Genomic DNA, 18,280 nt, shown 5'->3' with positions numbered 1-18,280 from the left:
ATGATGAGGAGCCAGGGGGGCGTCCCTGGCTCCTCATCATCATAAGCTCTTCATCATCCCAAGCAAAGCACCAGCGATGAATTACCTATTTCCTCATCGATTTCTGGAACGCGGCGGTAGCCTTTTCCGCCTTTTCATCTGCCATCATTTCCTTTTCAACCACTGCCTTTTCCCTTTCGACGAGCGCCTGCTCTCTTTCCTCGGCCATCTTCACTGCGTTGTCGGCACGGGCTGCGGCGGCGTCCGCCTGCTGTTTAGCCGCATCGGCTGCCGCTTTGGCGGCTTGTGCATCCTGCAGCGCCTGATCGGCTTTGGCACCGATCATTTTTTCCTGAGCCTGTACTCTCTCCAGTTCACGGGACGTTGCGCACCCAGTCACGGCACCTGCACACACCAGCATCAATGCGATCGCTAAAGTTTTCCTCATCTCGTTTTACCTCCTCCTCTGGATTCCCGAATCTCTGCGTGTGGGATTCGGCCCGGCTTCACAGCCGAAGGGTTGATATGTCCCGCATGACTGAAAGCAGCGGGGTTGGCTTTACATCTTTTTTCCGAGATCCGCCTGTTGGACCGGCTCGATCAGTATTCCCTCTATTTCCAGGTCTATCTTCAGCCGCTTCACCGCTTCCCTCGCCTCCCCCGCATCGCGGAAAGGCCCTGCGATGACCCGGTAGCTGCTTTCGCTTTTCGGGAGTACCCGCGCCGGAATCGGGGGGCCCTGGTGATTTATGATGGCGGCAAGCGTCGCAGCATCTTTCTCTTCACGCACACTGGCAGCCAGCACGTACCACCCGTCCAGTCTGAGTTCCGGTATCTGTGGTACGCCGTACAGCTTCTCGGGATGCACGGCTTCCACCAGCTCCGGGACCTCTTGCGCACTTCCCGGCACCAGCTCGGCGATGGGAACAGGAATGCCAAGCGCCTGGGTCTGCACCTGTTCAATCTTTTTCCAGTCCAGGGTGCGCCCCGACTTCTTCTCGAGTCTTCTCAGCTTTTCCCTGATCCTTTCCAGCTCGGCGGCGCCGGACCCCTCCAGCGGTACATGGGCCTCGAGATAAAGGACCCCCTTGCGCTGCCCGACGAGGTACGGCTGGTCCACGATAGCCACGGAAGTGTTCACCGGAGTCTCTTCAAAGAGCGTTTTCACGTTTTCCGGGTAGAGCCTCATGCAGCCATTGGTTGCCTTAAGCCCGATGCTCGCGGGCTTGTTGGTGCCGTGGATTAAGTAGCCGGCCTTGCTCAGGTAGAGCGCACACTCCCCGAGCGGGTTCTGGGGGCCCGGTGGCACCTGTGCGGGCAGAGGATCTCCCTTTTTCCGGTGATCTTCTGCAATGGAAGCGGGCACATGCCATGTCGGCAGCATCGCTTTCCGCTCCACACGCATCTGCCCGGTGGGCGTTGGCCGCTCCCTCGTTCCCACGCCGACCGGGTAGGTGGAGACGGTCGGGTTCTGGCCGTTTCCCTTGAACTGGAAGAGCCTCATCGTCGCCACGTTGATCACGATCCCCTTACGGGGAGCATCAGGGAGGATAAAAGCCAGCGGCAGCACGACGCGCCTTCCGGCCTCTGGCACCCACATGTCTACCCCCGGGTTGGCGGCACTGATCGCGTTGATGCCAAGGCTGAAGTGCCTTGCCACATCCGGCAGCGTGTCCCCCGTAGCGAGTCTCATGACCACCAGGCTGCCGATGACATCCTCTCCCCTGGGAGCCGGGAAGTTGCTCCGCTCGACATCCTTCACCATACGGGTCTGATACTGCTCCGGATTTTGCTGGACGGGCTTCAGGGCGGCGCAGCCGTCGAGAAAAAGGACGAGTGCGGCGAGAGCCACGAGTCGAAGGACATTGAATATGAGCGGCTGGGCTACTGACATACTGATTCATCCTGAAGTGGGTCTTTGGGTACAAAAAAGCCGGGTCCGAAAGAAATGGTGACATTCGGCAACCCGGCTGTCTCAGAGAGACCCTGTAGGCTTTCCGCCCCATCCTCGCGGATGGTTGAGTATTATCGTGTACCACCGACCATTGTGATGCCGGTTGCGCCTGTACGTGATACGGCATTTACGTTGCCGTTCACACGCACATCTCCTGCTGCTTGCACCCCTTCTTGTGTGTTTGAAACAAAAGAAAAGCCGGGGCCAATATATCGTATGATATTTCGGCAACCCGGCTGTCTCGGTGAGACCCTATAGGCTTTCCGCCCCATCCTTGCGGATGGTTGAGTATTATCGTATATCTCTCAAAATTTTAACTGAATAATACAGTCGAAAAATCCTTTGTCAATACCTTTCATTGCTCAGTCAGTGAATACAAATGCTTCAGAAGATCTTCATCGAAAAAAGCTGCATCAGGAGCTTCAACCCCGAGATAGAAAGAGGGAGCGATAGCAGGCGCCAGGGACAAGACGCCACCCCCTGCCACCCCTTCATGAAGGCTCTTCCGAGAATTCCGGGGAAGCCGTAGTATGTTCCAATGAAGGGCCGCACGAGGCCTCGCGTCCCCCCCTTCGCAAAGGTTCATCCGGGAATTCCGGGAATTCAGCCCGGTCGCTTCCGTTGACGTGAGGGGACACTAGTGGCGCCGCGCTGGAGCACAGGCTTCCCAGCCTGTACCGCGGCGCCAGCCGCGCGGTCTGTGGCGGCTGCGCCGCCATCGCAGGCAAGATGCCTACGCTCCAGCGTGGGGGCACCCGGATTCTTTGTAGCGCGTTCTCCAGAATTCCCGGAAGACCCTTTGCGAAGGGGGGATAGAGGGGATTTGACTTGGCCAGGACCCTCCTGCAACTGCGCAACTGCTGTGATTTCAAGGGATTTTTTTGATTTCCACTTTGCAAAAAACTGGTGGGGCGTATGTCGTTGATCCGCGGCACTGCGGTTCGATGTCCGAGATGTACTGTTAAACGGGCTGCGGTTCTGGAGGAGACTTGAAGATCAAATCCCCCCTGCCCCCAGCGTTGTCCGGTTAGGTTCTTGCTCTCTGAAATCTTTGATATTGCTGTACTTTTTGCTTGACATCTGTTGAAGGGTGGCGCGCGCCGCGTTCGTAACTACGTAATTCGGGAGTGGTTACGACATGCGTCCCTTCAGCAGACAAAAGCCGCAGAATCCTTATGAATTTAATAGACTTCTCGACCCAGTAAAGAGATCATGCACCCCTGTTTCTCCACTTACATCGAGAGGTTACCGACCGTTGCAACTGTCATTCGACGATCAGCTAAAGGCCCTTGTCTACTACCATCTCCAGGAATTCTCTTCTGGAAGAGAACTGATCCAGGCCCTGGAACAGGACAATTTCGCCAAGGAATGTGTTGCGCCACCTAAAGGCGTTAAAAAATCCGCCTTTTTTGAGGCTATCAACACACGTGGACTCGAACAACTCACTGAAATCTTTGGAGCACTGGCGAAAGAGGCTCGCAAAGTCATTCCCGCCCAACACGCAGAACTTGGCAACCTTGTTGGCATCGATGGATCTGTCATCGACGCTTTGATGTCCATGGATTGGGCGCAGTACTCAAGCACTCACAATAAAGCCAAAGCCCACGTAGGCCTTGATCTGAACCGTGGTGTGCCGACGAGTGTGGTCGTGACTGACGCTAACCAGGTGGAGCGGCAGTATGTAGACCGTATCCTCCAGCCTGGCGAAACTGCTGTCCTTGATCGAGGGTACCAATGCAACGCCGACTTCGATCAGTGGCAAGAAGACGGCAAACTCTTTATCTGCCGCATCCAGCAGAGAGCCAGAAAGAAGGTCGTCCGTCAAAATCCTCTTCCGCACAGTGACATCGTCTTTTATGACGCCATCGTTATTCTGGGCAAGAAGGGGCTCACTGAAGGGCAGAAAGAGCTCCGAGTAGTTGGCTATCGCGTTGACCGAAAGGAATACTGGGTTGCGACAAACCGCTATGACCTTACCGCTGAACAGGTGGCCGAAGCCTACAAACTACGTTGGAACATAGAGACCTTCTTTGGCTGGTGGAAACGATACCTCAACGTCTACCACTTAATCGCCAGAAGCCAGTATGGCGTGATGGTGCAGGTCCTTAGTGGACTTATCACTTACCTTCTCCTGGCCATTTACTGCCAAGAACAGCATAACGAGCGGGTGAGCATCAATCGTGTCAGAGAGCTAAGAAACAAAATCGCTAGTGAAGCTGCTGGAATGGCAGCTGAAGCCTCTAGACTGCGAAAAAATGAGGCCAAAAAAAACCGAAAAAAGCAGAAACGACGCAAAGCAAAAACCTAACCGGACAACGCTGCCCTGCCCCCCCTTCGCAAAGGGGGGAACGTTAGGCCTTCTGCAGTGCTTCGTGGCAATGTACCCACGCTTCCCCGCATTTCCCGGATGATCCTTCATGAAGGAGTCATGGAACCGGTCGAGTTGCCGTGAGGAACAGGGGAGGGGCGTGCGGTGATGCCACGGGAGCCTGGCTGACCCCACGACCTCGGTTGTTCCTTTGCTGTGGCCGAATTATTTTTATTTTGTAAACGCGACGCCGCCGAAGCTGCCTTTTGCGCACTCCCGTTAGCAATAGAACGGCATTCACAAAATAGATGACTCAAAAATCTCAATCTCCTACGCACCTGGAGGTATGGTGGTCATACCAATTCTGTATGCATAAACCTTGTTATACCGACGGCGGCCTCGAACGTCTCTCCAGCGGGTCTCAAGGAGCGGACACAATGCCCGATGAGTGTTGTGGCTACAGCCTATTGACAAAGGAGACATGACACGTGAACAAATGGACGCTAAGCCAGAGACTGATTGCAGTCTTCGCACTCACAATTGCACTTTTTGTCGCAAGCATCTTCTACACCTCTTTTGAATTCCGGAAGATCCAGAAAAGCAGCAATCACATCATGTCCAGCAACCTGCCAAAGATAGCCATGATCACCACGGCGGCGAACTCCATTCAGTCCATAACCAGGACGGTCGCCCTCTTTGCTGCTATTCAGGACGAGGCGTTCAGGAGGGACGCTCACCGCGCCATTGAGGCCGAGCGAAATGTTTACCGCGAGGTGATGCGGAAACTGGACGAGACGCCGGTAGCAGACACGCCGGCAGGAAAGGCCTACAAGGAGCGGCTTGCCGTCTTCAAGGACGCCATAAAGGAGTGCTCGGCCCTGAACACCAACGTCCTCGAGATAGCCGCTTCCGGGAACCAGGCCGAGACGGTGCGCGCCCTGAAGCTCGCTGTGCCGTCGCTGGCGAAGGTGAACGACGCGTCTGCAGCACTGCTGAAGTCCCAGCAGGACGCCGTCACGGGGCGCCTGAAGAACGACGTCGCTGGCGCACTCGAGCAGGCGCAAGGAGCACTGACGGTGATTAGCATCCTGGTCATCGCCCTTTCCATCCTGAGCGTCTTCCTTCTTATCAGGAGCATCATGAAGCCGGTAAACGTTCTTGTCGAGGTCGCCGGCCGCCTCGGTTCGGGGAGCCATGAGCTTTCCTCCAATGCCGGGCAGATGTCGCAGGGGGCGAGCGAGCAGGCGGCTGCGGCGGAGGAGGCCTCTTCCAGCATGGAGCAGATGAGCTCCAACATCAGGCAGAATGCAGACAACGCCGCGCAGACTGAAAAGATCGCCGTCAAGTCCGCCGAGGACGCCAAAGAGGGGGGACAAGCAGTCGAGGCAACGGTACTCGCCATGAAGGAGATAGCCTCCAAAATCAACATAATCGAGGAGATCGCCCGGCAAACGAACCTTCTCGCGCTGAACGCGGCGATTGAGGCAGCCCGGGCAGGCGAGCACGGCAAGGGTTTCGCCGTGGTGGCGAGCGAGGTAAGAAAGCTTGCCGAAAGAAGCCAGCGAGCGGCGGCGGAGATTTCGCAGCTCTCTGCGAACAGTGTGGGGATTGCGGTGAAGGCAGGGGATCTGCTGGCGAAGATAGTGCCTGACATCCAGAAGACCGCCGAACTGGTCCAGGAGATCAGCGCATCGAGCAGGGAGCAGGACTCCGGCGCCGAGCAGATCAACAAGGCCATCCAGCAGCTTGACCAGATCATCCAGCAAAACGCCAGCGCCGCAGAGGAGATGTCCTCCACGGCGGAAGAACTCTCTGTTCAGGCGGTGCAACTGCAGAGGGCGATAGCCTTCTTCAAGGCAAAGGGCGACAGCAGCCAGGAGATCTCCGGGAGGCCGCGTACAACCGCCAGGGTGGCCGCTGCCGGGCCCGGCGCCGCCGCCAAAAGGGTGGCGACGCTAAGGCCGAAGGCTCGCGGCACCGAGCTGGCCATGGATGAAGAATTCGAGAGGTTTTAGGGGAACACCGCCTGGGGTCAGGCTTTGCATTTACGTATTTCGCCAATAGCAAAGCAGCATATCCAAAGCCTGACTCCCACCGCTCACCACCGCGCGTGGGGGCAGCACCGCGCGTGGGGTCAGGCTTCGCATTTGCGTATTTCGCCAGGAGCAAACCAGCATATCCAAAGCCTGACTCCCACCGCTTGACCCCCGCCGCTTGATCCCACCGCGCTGACAACAGCAAATCACCAAATGCAAAGCCTGACCCCATCGCTTCCGCAAAAGCAAATCACCAAATGCAAAGCCTGACCCCACCGCTTCCCTTAAAGAGAAGCCCTCTCCTGAAGTGGCACACCCTGTTTTCGCCGCACAATTCCACTGTTGCGCCCGCCTGCACGCAATTTGCAGCTTTCATTAATGCTCAGCTTGTAGTAGTATCCGGTCCCTGCATTTGCCATGGTCTTCGTCTCACGCCTTTCCCGTCTTTTCCTCCGGCCCGGCCTGCCACGCTGCGGAAGGAACCTGTGACGCAGCCTGCCGATTTCCCGGAGGACCCCCCCATGCTGAAGAACCTCACCATCAAGAAGAGGGTGTTCTTGACGCTTGCCTGCATCTGCGTCATGAGCGTCGCCCTCATCAGTCTCATCACGTACCAGAACCAGATGCGCCAGTTGCGCGAGAGCGTGAAGGATCTGGCCCTGAACGAGCACCGCCTTTTTCAGTCGATCGTCAGCGCCGACGCCGAGGGCCTTGCCAGGGCGCATGCAGGACTGGACCGCCTCGAGCCTCTCCTGCGCCCCTTCGCGGCGAAGAACAAGGATGAGCTCCTGCGCGTCGCCGCCCCTCTCTTCGCCGACATCAAGGCGCAGAACAACATCACCCACATGTACTTCATCGAGCCGGACGGGAAGGTGCTCCTCAGGGTGCACAAGCCGGAGCAGTCCGGAGACCTCGTCGCGCGGGCCACTTTCAAGCAGGCGGTCTCCTCCGGGAAGACCGCGAGCGGGGTGGAGATGGGGAAAAACTTCTTCTCCCTGCGCTCCGTGAGGCCTGTGTCGTACAACGGCAGGGCGGTCGGCTATATGGAAGTGGCCGAGGAGATCGACCACGTCTTCACCCAGATGAAGAGCATCACCGGCAACGACGAAAGCCTCCTCCTCACAGAGGAGTTCCTGGCCGGGAAGAAGACGGAGGTGCAGGGTGGGAAGGTCGGCACCTTCAGGGTACTCTACCCCACCAACGAGAAGATCACGCTGAAGCTTGCCTCGCGCATCCTGCCGGAGATGCGGGAGTCGCTGCAGACGCCGAAGGTGCAGATCGTCTCCATCAGCGAAGGGAGGTTCGCGGTCGGCATGGCGCCGGTGCGCGACGCCGAGGGGAAGGTGGTGGGGATTCTCTTTTCCCAGAAGGAAGTAAGCTCCCTCTTCGCCTCCTTCTGGAAGGGGGTGCTTCTCAACGTCCTCACCATCTGCGTGATCTTCGCCGCGGCCCTCGGGATCTTCTACCTCTCGGTGCGAAAGAGCCTGCGCCTCTTCGAGACGCTGCAAAGACACATCGTCGCCGTCACAACGACCTGGGACCTGTCGCGCACCATCCCCGTCGAGACCCGCGACGAGATCGGCCAGCTCGCCGAGGACTTCAATACCATGAGCCGCCGCCTGTCGGAGCTGGTGTCCCAGGTGGGGCGCTCCAGCGGCGAGCTCGGCCGTGTTTCCACAGACATCTTTCAGGCCGCCGGAACCGTAATGGCTTCCGCGGAGCAGCAGGCGTCCTCGGTGAACGAGGCATCGTCTGCCATGACCCAGATCAACACCTCCATCAAGGGTGTGGCCGAAGGGGTGGAGGGACTCTCGCGGTCGGCGCACGAAACTTCCTCCTCCATCCTGGAGATGGCGGCGAGCGTGGAGGAGGTCGCCCTGAACGCCGGGGAGCTGGCGCAGTCGGTCGAGGAGGTCAGCTCAGCCATCGGCGAGATGGCCGCCTCCATAAAGGAGGTCGGCTCCAATGCCCGGACCCTCATGGAGGCCGCCTACGCCAACGCCTCTTCTGTGCTGGAGATGAACAGCTCCATCAAGGAGGTCGAGCTGCACGCGGTCGAAACGGCGGCGATCTCGGAAGGTGTGCGCAGGGATGCCGAACTTGGGAAAGAGGCGGTGGAGGCGACGATCGTGGGGATGGCACGCATCCGCGAGGCCTCCCGCGTCACCTCCGAGTCGGTCCAGGCCCTCTCCCGCAGGGCGGGGGACATCGGGGCGATGCTTTCGGTCATCGACGACGTGGCAGGACAGACGAGCCTCCTGGCGCTGAATGCAGCGATAATCGCAGCACAGTCCGGGGAGCACGGCAAAGGATTCGCCGTTGTGGCGGACGAGATCAAGCACCTGGCGGACAGACCAGCAGGTCGACCCGGGAGATCGCCGAAGTTATAAAAGGGGTGCAGGACGAAACGAAGAGAGCCGTCGCCGCCATCGCCGTCACCGAGCGGAGCATCGAGGAGGGGGAAGCGCTCTCGGGGCAGTCCGGCGAGGCTCTGGAAAAGATCGTGGCGGGAGCCGAGCAGGCGACAGCGCAAGTGAGCAGCATTGCAAGGTCGACGGCGGAGCAGGCGAACGGGAGCAGGATGATCAGCCAGGCGATAGAGCAGGTCTCCACCATGGTGAATCACATCGCCCGTTCCACCGCGGAGCAGGGGGAAGGGAGCGTCCAGATCATGGGCGCTGTAGAGCGGATGAAGACGCTCACCGAGCAGGTGAAGAACTCGACCCGCGAGCAGAGCACCATGGGGAACTTCATCGCCAGGTCGACGGAGCACATCACCACCATGATCCAGCAGATCCAGCGGGCCTGCGACGAGCAGAGCCGCGGCAGCGACCAGATTGTCCCCGCCGTCGCCAACATCATGGAGGCCACCGATTGCAACCTCGGCGCGGTCCGTATGCTGAACGACTCCGTCGCATCCCAGAAGGCCCAGATCGACTTGCTGCAGCTGGAGATAGCGAAGCTGAACGTCTCCGGCAGCGCCCCCCGCACCTGAGCCAGCGACCCGGGGTCAGGCTTTGCATTTACGCATTTGGCCACAAAGCAAATCACCAAATGCAGAGCCTGACCCTGCCCCGTTTCAAAGCAAATCACCAAATGCAAAGCCTGACCCTGCCCCGTTTGCAAAGCCTGACCCGGCCCCGGCCCGGACGTTGTCGCGGACCGGCCATTCCATTCCAGGGGCTCTCCCTCCCCCCCCGACATCCCCCCACCTCATCCTCACTCGCGCAAAGCACCTACAAGGCAGTACTCCTTTTCGGAAGGTGCGGCCTATCGCCTTGACATCACTCCGCCGGTAATGAAGTCTTTTTCTCCGTAGCACAGAAGGCGGAGGGGGCACCGGGTGATGCCGGCGCTCCTCCCTCCCCGGATTCAGGAGCCGGATGCAGCCGGGGCTCCGGTTCCTCGATCGACACCACGAGGCCCGGCCTTGCCTGCCGCAGAGTCAGCTGCTCTGTGGCGAGAAGGAGAAACGGTATGCCAGTTCTCGACATCCGGACACTGACAGCGAACCTTTCACAATCCAGGGCGCGTTGGACGGCTCGACAGACGGTGCAGGCCACCTTGAGCGATGCTCAGAAGAAAGCGATGCTCGGCGTCATCGTCAATCCGCAGGCGCTTGCTGCTGCGATGGCACACCCGCCAGCCGCGGCGGCTCCTAATTTTGCGCCGGCCGTTGACTGGCGCAACCACAACGGGAACCACGTTACACCGGTAAAGGACCAGGGTGGGTGCGGCTCGTGCGTCTCTTTCGGCACTTCGGCGGTGGTGGAGTCGATGGCTTCCGTGGAGAAGGGGCAACGGCTCGACCTCTCCGAGGCTGACCTGCATTTCTGTTCCAGCCACGGCGCAAACTGCAACGGCTGGTGGCCGGACGACGCCTTCACGCAGATCAGGGAGCGCGGTCTGCCGGACGAGGCGGCGTTCCCCTATGCCAGCGCTTTCGAGCCCCCTCCGCCAAATCCGAAGTGTGTGGTAGTGCCGGACCGCAACACGCGGTCGGTGAAGATCTCGAGCGCGGGGACCGTGGCGGGCATCGTGGACCGGAAAAACTATCTCAGCAACACAGGGCCATGTTGCGGCGTCTTCCACGTCTTCAACGACTTTTTCTCCTACGGAGGCGGCGTTTACCACCATGTCACCGGAGGGGACGTCGGCCTGCACTGCGTGCAGATCATCGGCTACTCCGAAGCAGAGCAATGCTGGATATGCAAGAACTCCTGGGGGGCCGGCTGGGGGGACGGCGGCTTCTTCAAGATTGCCTACGGAGAGGCGGGGCTCGATTCGGAATTCCCGTTCTGGACCGCGCAAGGGGTCGTTCTTCCCTCAAAGGGGGGCTGGTCCGGATGGGAGGCACTGGGGGGTCAGATATCATCGCGGCCGAGCGCCGTCTCCTGGGGGGCAAACCGCGTAGACGTCGTCGCCCGCGGCCTCGACTCAAGGGTGTGGCACCGCTGGTGGGACGGCAGCAGCTGGCAAGGATGGGAGTCACTCGGGGGGCAGGTGCAGGGTGCCCCCGCCATCTGCTCCTGGGCCAGCGGGCGGCTGGACATCTTCGTTGTCGGGTTGAACCACCATCTGCATCACAAGTGGTTTCAAGGAGGGTGGAGCGGTTGGGAAGACCTCGGTGGAACACTCACCTCCGAGCCCGCGGCAGTATCGTGGGGGCAGGACAGGATCGACGTCTTCGCCCGAGGCGTGGACCAGGCGATGTGGCATCTCTGGTGGGACGGCGCGGGGTGGCACGGATGGGAAAGCCTCGGGGGCGGCCTGACCTCCGGCCCGGCCGTTGCGTCGTGGTCCGCCAACAGGCTCGACACTTTCGTGCGCGGCTACGACAGCCACCTGTGGCACAAGTGGTGGGACGGGCATACCTGGAGCGGGTGGGAGGACCTCGGCGGAACGCTCCTGGGGGAACCGGCCGCCGAGTCGTGGGGGGCGAACCGGATTGACGTCTTCTATCCTGGACGCAGCTCGCACATGTGGCACAAATGGTGGGATGGCTCGAAGTGGAGCGGAGAAGAAGACCTTGGCGGGATCCTCTGCTCCAGCGTAGGCGTCAGCTCATGGGGGAGCGGCCGCCTCGACTGCTTTGTGCAGGGAACGGACTCGGCACTGCATCACAAGTGGTTTTCCTGAGAGGCTCCTGTATCAGGGGAGTTGGAATGCCGTCGGCAGTTGCAGATGCCGGCGGCATCTCATTTTTATGGTTGCCGCAACCCAGTGGTGGGGAAGGAGAAAAGTTCCCCGGCCACGCGCTGGGAATGTCGAGGACGGCACTGAGTAGACTGGACTTAAAGCAGGACGAGGATATCCGGTCCCTTCTGAAGTCGGACAGTGTCAGCTTTCTCTGTGCATTAGCTCAAGCGAATCACCAAATGCGAAGCATGACCCCGCTGCTCTGACCTACCCGCCCGTGTTGTTTGACAAGGAACCCCTCAGCCGTAAGATGGATGTGCCACGGAAAGGAGGGAATGACGGTGACAAAACATAGGACAGGGACAAGAGAAGAGTGGCTTGCAGCCCGGCTCGAGTTACTCAAGGCGGAAAAGGAGCTAACGCATCGCAGCGACGAGTTGGCTCGGCGACGGCAGGAGTTGCCGTGGGTTCCAATCGGCAAGGAATACCGGTTCGAGACCGACGAGGGAACCTCCTCCCTGGCGGACCTCTTCCGAGGGCGCTCGCAACTCATCGTCTACCATTTCATGTTTGGCCCCGACTACACGGCGGGGTGTCCGTCCTGTTCAGCCATTGCCGATGGCTTCAACGGTTTCGTCGTACATCTAGCCAATCATGACGTGATGCTATGGGCGGTTTCCCGGGCGCCGCTTGTGAAGTTGCAGACGTACAAGCGCCGGATGGGATGGACGTTTCCCTGGGCGTCGTCACAAGACGGCGACTTCAATTTCGACTTCTGCGCCTCCTACACGGAGGAGCAGCAGCGCGAGGGGATGGAATACAATTTCACTCGCGAACCGGTGCAGCAGTGGCGCCAAGGCGAAGACGGTGGAGGCGAGGATGCCGAGGCCAAATTTGCAGCCATGTGCGGGATCGACGCACCCGCCTACCTGCGAGAGAGGCCGGGGATGAGTGCGTTCGCGCTTGAAGACGGCGTCGTCTACCACACCTATTCTGCCTATGCCCGCGGCGTGGACATTCTGTGGGGGATGTATCAATGGCTTGATCGCGCCCCCAAAGGGCGTAACGAGGATGCGGGGGTCTGGTGGCGCCGCCATGACGAGTACGACAAGCGGTGAAGGTGGTCGGCAACTCCGTCGCCTCCAGATCGACTTGCTGCAACCGGAGATGGCGAAGCTGAACGTCTCCGGCAGCGCCCCCGCACCTGAGCCAGCGGCCCGGGGTCAGGCTTTGCATTTACGCATTTCGCCATCCGGCAAATCACCAATTGCAAAGCCTGCCCCCACCCTCTTTTCCTGGCACCGAGAGTGCGTGATTTCTTTTTTATTGACATCGTTTCACTTTGTTGATACTTCAGCTGCTAATTCATCCTACAACTGATATACGAAAATACTAAACAGTCCGCGAGGACGGGACGGAAAGCCTACAGGGTCTCACGCAGACAGCCGGGTCGCCGAAATATCACCAGATATACGGCCCCGGCTTTTTTTATTGCCAAAAATCCTGACCGGGAAGAGGGCGAGGGGGGCGTATCCTTCCGGAGAGGTTTTCATGGTCAGAAGCGTGACCCCCACAATCAAGCTGAGGCAGATCGTCTCCACCGGTCTGGCCCTCTCTCTTATATCCTGCCTTCTCTGCATCGTCGCAGGCCCCGCTCTGGGTCCCGGAAGACGAGCCCTGCTCTTCACCATCGCCGGCATCCTCATTTTCGTCAGCATCTACATAGTGGCACTTCTGCTCAGGGGTAGGCACCTTGAGACAGTGCTCAACAAATACCAGGCGGGTATGGACGCCGCCATCGACGCCATTTGCCTGCTGAATGAGAAGTACGAATGCATCTACGTCAATACTTCCTTCGTAAAGCTTTACGGCTATGACTCTCACGTCGAACTGATAGGAAAGCGGTGGTGTGATTACTTTGACGGTCCTGACTCGAGACGGTTCGAGGAGGAGATATTTCCTGTCCTTGCCAGGGAGGGGGAATGGCGGGGCGAGGCAATCAGCATGAAGCGGGACGGAACCCCCTTCACTCAGGAGGCGTCCCTGACGCAGATGACAGACAGAGGCATAGTCTGCATCGTAAGAGACGTCACAAGGCGCAAGGCGTACGAGGACGAACTGCAGCGCAAGGCCCGGGAACTTTCCTTGGAAAACGTCGAGCTGGAGGCGTTCGGTTACTCCCTTAGCCACGATATCCGTTCTTATCTGACCCGCAGCTCCTCAGCCCTTCAGATTCTTCAGGAACACAGCACACGGTCGCTGGACGAATTCGACCGCTATCTATTCGGCATGGTTTGCGAGGCGAACGCTGCCATGGAAGAACTGGTCAACGCGATGCTCACACTGTCCCAAATCAGCCGCAGGGGATTGAACCGCGAATTGGTAAATGTCACCGAAATGGCGCTTGGTATCGCCGCGGAACTGGCGCTGAGCGAACCGGTGAGGCCAGTTGCTTTTTTGGTCGATCCCAGGCTGGAGGCGCGTTGCGATCCGCACCTGGTGAAGATCGCGCTGGAGAATCTCCTTGGAAATGCCTGGAAGTTCACGCGCCACCGTCCTTACGCGCGGGTGAGGTTGGGCGTGGTGGATCTGAACGGCAGGGAGACCTTCTTTTTGCGAGACAATGGCATCGGCTTTGAGCTCGAGGATACCCCGCAGTTGTTCGAGCCATTTCAACGACTGCAGAATGCCAAATCCTTTCCCGGTTGCGGGATCGGTCTGGCGACAGTGCGCCGTGTCTTCCAGCGTCATGGCGGGGAGATATGGGCGGAAGGGAAAGCAGGAAAAGGAGCCACATTTTATTTCACCATACCGCAGTAGCGTGATTCCAGAGTACGCATCAAGGAGGGCAATGGCATGCTAAACAGCAATCACAGGGACGGCCTGAGCAAGGCAGCGTTCCTGTCCTTGGCCGGTCGTGCGCTTGAGTCGGCACAGGATCAAATTATTTGGGCCGATGCGCAAGGGAAGATCGCCTACGCAAACCGGAGTGCCTGCACGGCGCTGCACTATCCGGGCGAGGCCCTGTCGTGGATGAGGCTGGGCGAGATCTTCCCGGAGATTACTGACGAGGAGTGGCCTCATTACTGGCAGGAGCTTGAGACAGCCGGGCACATGGCGCTTGAGGTTATACAGCGGTCATTTACCGGCAAAGGCACCATGCTGGAGCTGTCCATGACCTTCCTGCAGCACAACCACAGCCGGTACGCTGCCATAATCGGGCGTGACATATCCGATCGCATGGCTGCCGAGTTTGATCTTACCGAGGAGAAGCACAATCTGGAGAGCCTTTTTGACAACATGCAGGCAGGTGTCCTGGTACTGAACCCGGAAGGGATCATCACCTTTGCCAATCATCGCATGGCGCGCATGCTCCATGCCTTTCACGAGGATCTCATCGGCTCACCGTACAGTCAGTATGTGCATCCCGACGAGCGCCCGGTAAGTGCAGAGTGGATGCGCCGGCTCGTTGAGGGCGAGATTGACCATTTTCATCACGACCGGCAGTACGCAGGGATCAATGGCTGCAATTTCAGGGGACATTTCTGCTGCCGGCGCATGGAGGACGTCAGGGGAAATCTGATCTCACTCGTGGGCGTGATCGCCTACCTGCCTGCCGCTTGAGGGCGTTCAGGTGCCAACAACAGATATGAGGGTTGAGATATGAATGGTGCACGGCCTGCAGGAGCCTCCTCGCCAAGAAAGAGGCTCGGGGAAATCTTCGTGGAAAACGGGATCCTTTCTCCGCTGAGTGTGGAACGAGTGGTGGCTCTTTCGAACAAAAAAGGAAAACGTTTTGGCAGCGTTCTGGAGGAACTGGGACTCGTTACACCGCACGAGCTGGCCGAGGCTCTGGCGCTGCAATACAACCTCAAGGTCGTGCGCGATTTCTGCCACTTCAAGTACTCTGAAGAGCTGCTGAGTACAGTGCCGGCGAAGATGGCAATGGAAAATTTCCTGTTTCCGCTGAAGATGAAAGAGAAAAAGCTGGCGATCGCCATAAGCGACCCCACAGCGATACAGGTTACAGCCGCCATAGCTGAAAAACATGGATTAACCATACTGCCATACGTAGCGGCGCGACAAGAGGTGATGATGGCTATAAAGCTGCACTACCTCAGGTCTGCTCCGACAACAACAACTGATAAAAAATGTGTTCTTGTTGTTGAAGATGACAAGGCTGTAAGGGAATCCGTAGCATCATCATTGAGACGCAAAGGATATTACGTGGTCTCGGCATGTGATGGAATGGAAGCTTTCCGTGAAATAGTATCAGCAAGACCTGATCTTGTCATAACTGACAAGGAAATGCCCAAACTGAACGGATATGCAGTGCTGGAGTCCGTACGCAGCTTTCCGGAGACAGCAAAGACACCGGTCATCCTCATAACGTCGACTGCCACAGTAGATGAAGAAGCTGCAGCCTTACGGCGCGGCTTTTTCGACTTTATTTCAAAGCCGATAAGGGAAGCGACTCTTGCTGTAAAGGTAGGGCGTGCCCTGGCTATGGCTGAGGAGTTCTGAATATGGGGACTCGGGTCCCGCGCAGGTCAGGCCTGGAAGGAATGTTCAAGATCATAAGGAAAATGCTATGTCGATACGCGTAGTCGTCGCAGACCACCACCCAGTTACCCTTGCCGGTTTGAAAACGATACTCGCACAGCAAAGCGGGATTGACGTTGTCGCGACGTGTGCAAACGGCAATGAGGCGATTGAGGAAGTGCGGAACCACAAGCCGGACGTGCTACTTCTTGAACTGGGAATGCCGGGGCTGACGGGACTGCAGGTTGCGAAGATGGTTCTTGGCCAGCATGAGCACCCCAAAACCGTAATCCTGACGGCTGCGATAGGCGAAAAAGAACTGATTGAAGCTATCGAAACAGGAATCAATGGCATTTTTCTCAAGGAACTGCCACCAGACATGCTTATAGAGTGCATCGAGAGAGTCCACAGCGGTGACATGTGGCTTGACCCGGGCACCGCTTACCAAGCCGTGCGTGCCTTCGCTAGGCGCGAAAAGAGTCGCGATATTGCGCTGCTTTTAAGTCCGCGAGAGATGCAGCTTGTGGAGATGGTAGTACAAAACAGGCAGAACAGAGAAATTGCAGAGTGCTTCTGCATCACTGAAGGCACTGTAAAGGTTCATCTGCATAACATCTACGAGAAGTTGAACGTCAATGGCCGGGAGGGACTCCTGAAATTCGCGAAGGAACATTTCCTGGTTTCTTAGGCAAACAGAGAGGCGGGAGTCGAGATCAGGCGGGGCCTGGGCAGGGGCAACGCCACCTCTTGCTACATGCTTTAAGCAGCTTGTTCAGAGTGTAGTACCTCCCATCCAACGCAAGCGAGCCTGATATAGATGGGAATGGGTTTATGTCCACCGTGATAGTAAATGACCGTGCGCCGAGTTATTCCCAGAGCCTTTGCTGCTGCACTTAAAGAAAGTCCATTCCGTTCCATCCAGGCATTGAATTCTGAGACTGGGAAGGCAAGGCCCGCCTGCTCTTTCCCAGCCGATACAACGAGTCTGCATCGATAGTAATTTCACCATCATTCCACTCGACACCATGCCCCCATTCCTTAGTAACAACCCTTTTAAAAGTGCTCTCATCTTTGAGTTGGGTATATCCAGGGGAATCGAGGTATTCGGAGATATCAATTCTGGACTGTTTCCGACTGCGCCAATTAACGATCAGTACATTTGGGGCTTCAGTTGTTACCGATGCAATAGTTTGCTACTTCATACGTGCTCCATTTCTTGGCTGGGACATGGCGAAGCGTCAGGTCTCGTGGGAAACGGAGGGGGCAGGGCTCGACTTTCATAAGGATACGTCGAGCACCACCCTTGACACCCAACTGCGGGCCGATATCTATAGAACGTCTGGTTCCTCTATGGCTACCGCGATAAGCCGAACCAATGGGCCGGTTCCACAGGCATCCGTCTCCGGGCCGTGAGCAGTCGCTGAAGCTACTTCGCCATCTTCACTGGTCTTGTTCATCCGCAGCTCACTCAACCACATGAGGGAACGATATGGCATTAGTAGAAATGAAAACAGTCGACGGAGTAGGGACGATTACTCTCAACAATGTCAAAAAGCATAATTCTCTCAGCAAGGAACTGATCGATCACATCTGCGGCGCACTCAACGAAATGAAGACCCAGGGTATCCGCGTGGTCATTCTCAGGGCGCCAGCCGGCGTCAAGGTATTCTCAGCCGGTCACGATGTTCGGGAGTTGCCGATGAACGGGCGTGACCCCCTAACCTACAATGATCCCCTCAGGCTGGTGGTAAGGACTATAGAGCTTTTCCCCGCCCCAGTGATCGCCATGGTAGAGGGAAGTGTGTGGGGAGGGGCCTGCGAGCTCGTCATGAGTTGCGACCTCATCATTTCAGCCGAAGACTCAACGTTTGCCATAACTCCAGCCAAGCTCGGGGTTCCCTACAATATTTCCGGAGTCCAGAACTTCCTGAACACAGCTGGAATCCCAGTGTGCAAAGAGATGCTGTTCACTGCGAACCCTATACCTGTAAAGCGGCTGGTTGACCATGGGCTCGTAAGTCACGCTGTGCCGAAAGATCAACTTGAAAGCTTCACTCTTAGCATTGCTCAAGATATCGCGAAGAACTCACCACTTGTTATAAGCCTACTCAAGGAAGAATTGAGAATACTGTCAGCAGCTCACAATCTTAGTCCCGAGACCTTCGAGAGAATTCAGGCCATGCGTCGCCAAATCTATGACAGCCATGATTATCAGGAAGGAATCAAATCATTTTTCGAAAAACGGCCAGCGAAATTCATTGGGAAATAGGGCGCCGCACTTCCACAGGAGTCTCCTCCCCCTGCTCACAGGAAGAGCTTACG

At 57.7% G+C, this 18,280-nt stretch carries 13 protein-coding genes, 1 pseudogene and 3 riboswitches; of the genes and pseudogenes, 11 read left to right on the top strand and 3 right to left on the bottom strand.

What is annotated here, in order from left to right; translation table 11 throughout:
- Positions 1-85: 85 nt before the first annotated feature.
- Entirely contained in the window at positions 86-427 is a 342-nt protein-coding gene (locus LPW11_RS04375; protein WP_230996915.1) for an Lpp/OprI family alanine-zipper lipoprotein, read from the bottom strand.
- A 111-nt stretch (positions 428-538) separates the two neighbouring features.
- Positions 539-1,873: a L,D-transpeptidase family protein gene (locus LPW11_RS04370; RefSeq protein ID WP_230996914.1), complete on the bottom strand. Its 1,335-nt coding sequence runs from the start codon at positions 1,871-1,873 to the stop codon at positions 539-541.
- Between the two features lie 63 nt (positions 1,874-1,936).
- A riboswitch (cyclic di-GMP riboswitch) is annotated at positions 1,937-2,013 on the bottom strand.
- 143 nt (positions 2,014-2,156) lie between these two features.
- Positions 2,157-2,233: riboswitch (cyclic di-GMP riboswitch) on the bottom strand.
- Positions 2,234-2,312: 79 nt separating this feature from the next.
- Between LPW11_RS04370 and LPW11_RS04365 the strand changes: the two genes are divergently transcribed.
- From LPW11_RS04365 to LPW11_RS04315, 10 genes and pseudogenes are all read left to right on the top strand, one after another.
- Positions 2,313-2,462, top strand: a complete 150-nt coding sequence (locus tag LPW11_RS04365) for a hypothetical protein (protein ID WP_230996913.1) — start codon at positions 2,313-2,315, stop codon at positions 2,460-2,462.
- Between the two features lie 609 nt (positions 2,463-3,071).
- Positions 3,072-4,241, top strand: a complete 1,170-nt coding sequence (locus LPW11_RS04360; protein WP_230996629.1) for an IS4 family transposase — start codon at positions 3,072-3,074, stop codon at positions 4,239-4,241.
- A 488-nt stretch (positions 4,242-4,729) separates the two neighbouring features.
- Positions 4,730-6,256, top strand: a complete 1,527-nt coding sequence (locus LPW11_RS04355) for a methyl-accepting chemotaxis protein (protein ID WP_230996912.1) — start codon at positions 4,730-4,732, stop codon at positions 6,254-6,256.
- Positions 6,257-6,534: 278 nt separating this feature from the next.
- Positions 6,535-9,272, top strand: a pseudogene (locus LPW11_RS04350) (methyl-accepting chemotaxis protein).
- A gap of 482 nt (positions 9,273-9,754) precedes the next feature.
- Positions 9,755-11,416, top strand: a complete 1,662-nt coding sequence (locus LPW11_RS04340) for a C1 family peptidase (RefSeq protein WP_230996909.1) — start codon at positions 9,755-9,757, stop codon at positions 11,414-11,416.
- Between the two features lie 335 nt (positions 11,417-11,751).
- Positions 11,752-12,534, top strand: a complete 783-nt coding sequence (locus LPW11_RS04335; RefSeq protein ID WP_230996908.1) for a DUF899 domain-containing protein — start codon at positions 11,752-11,754, stop codon at positions 12,532-12,534.
- 263 nt (positions 12,535-12,797) lie between these two features.
- A riboswitch (cyclic di-GMP riboswitch) is annotated at positions 12,798-12,874 on the top strand.
- A gap of 93 nt (positions 12,875-12,967) precedes the next feature.
- A complete protein-coding gene (locus tag LPW11_RS04330; protein WP_230996907.1) occupies positions 12,968-14,236 on the top strand; it encodes a sensor histidine kinase in 1,269 nt (422 codons plus the stop codon).
- Between the two features lie 36 nt (positions 14,237-14,272).
- The gene (locus LPW11_RS04325) at positions 14,273-15,040 is read left to right on the top strand and encodes a PAS domain-containing protein (protein ID WP_230996906.1); all 768 of its coding nucleotides are present in this window, start codon (positions 14,273-14,275) and stop codon (positions 15,038-15,040) included.
- A gap of 39 nt (positions 15,041-15,079) precedes the next feature.
- Positions 15,080-15,940: a response regulator gene (locus tag LPW11_RS04320; protein WP_230996905.1), complete on the top strand. Its 861-nt coding sequence runs from the start codon at positions 15,080-15,082 to the stop codon at positions 15,938-15,940.
- Between the two features lie 67 nt (positions 15,941-16,007).
- The gene (locus LPW11_RS04315) at positions 16,008-16,646 is read left to right on the top strand and encodes a response regulator transcription factor (protein WP_230996904.1); all 639 of its coding nucleotides are present in this window, start codon (positions 16,008-16,010) and stop codon (positions 16,644-16,646) included.
- A gap of 205 nt (positions 16,647-16,851) precedes the next feature.
- Here the strand turns inward: LPW11_RS04315 and LPW11_RS04305 are convergent, their stop codons facing one another.
- Positions 16,852-17,109, bottom strand: coding sequence for a DUF2442 domain-containing protein (locus LPW11_RS04305; RefSeq protein ID WP_230998241.1), 258 nt, complete (start codon positions 17,107-17,109; stop codon positions 16,852-16,854).
- Between the two features lie 338 nt (positions 17,110-17,447).
- Between LPW11_RS04305 and scpB the strand changes: the two genes are divergently transcribed.
- The gene (gene scpB / locus LPW11_RS04300) at positions 17,448-18,227 is read left to right on the top strand and encodes a methylmalonyl-CoA decarboxylase (protein ID WP_230996902.1); all 780 of its coding nucleotides are present in this window, start codon (positions 17,448-17,450) and stop codon (positions 18,225-18,227) included.
- Positions 18,228-18,280: the final 53 nt, after the last annotated feature.

The sequence above is a fragment of the Geomonas sp. RF6 genome, assembly GCF_021044625.1.
Lineage (GTDB): Bacteria > Desulfobacterota > Desulfuromonadia > Geobacterales > Geobacteraceae > RF6.
The sequence above is the reverse complement of the archived record's forward strand: the minus strand, read 5'-3'. Positions and strand labels throughout refer to the sequence as shown.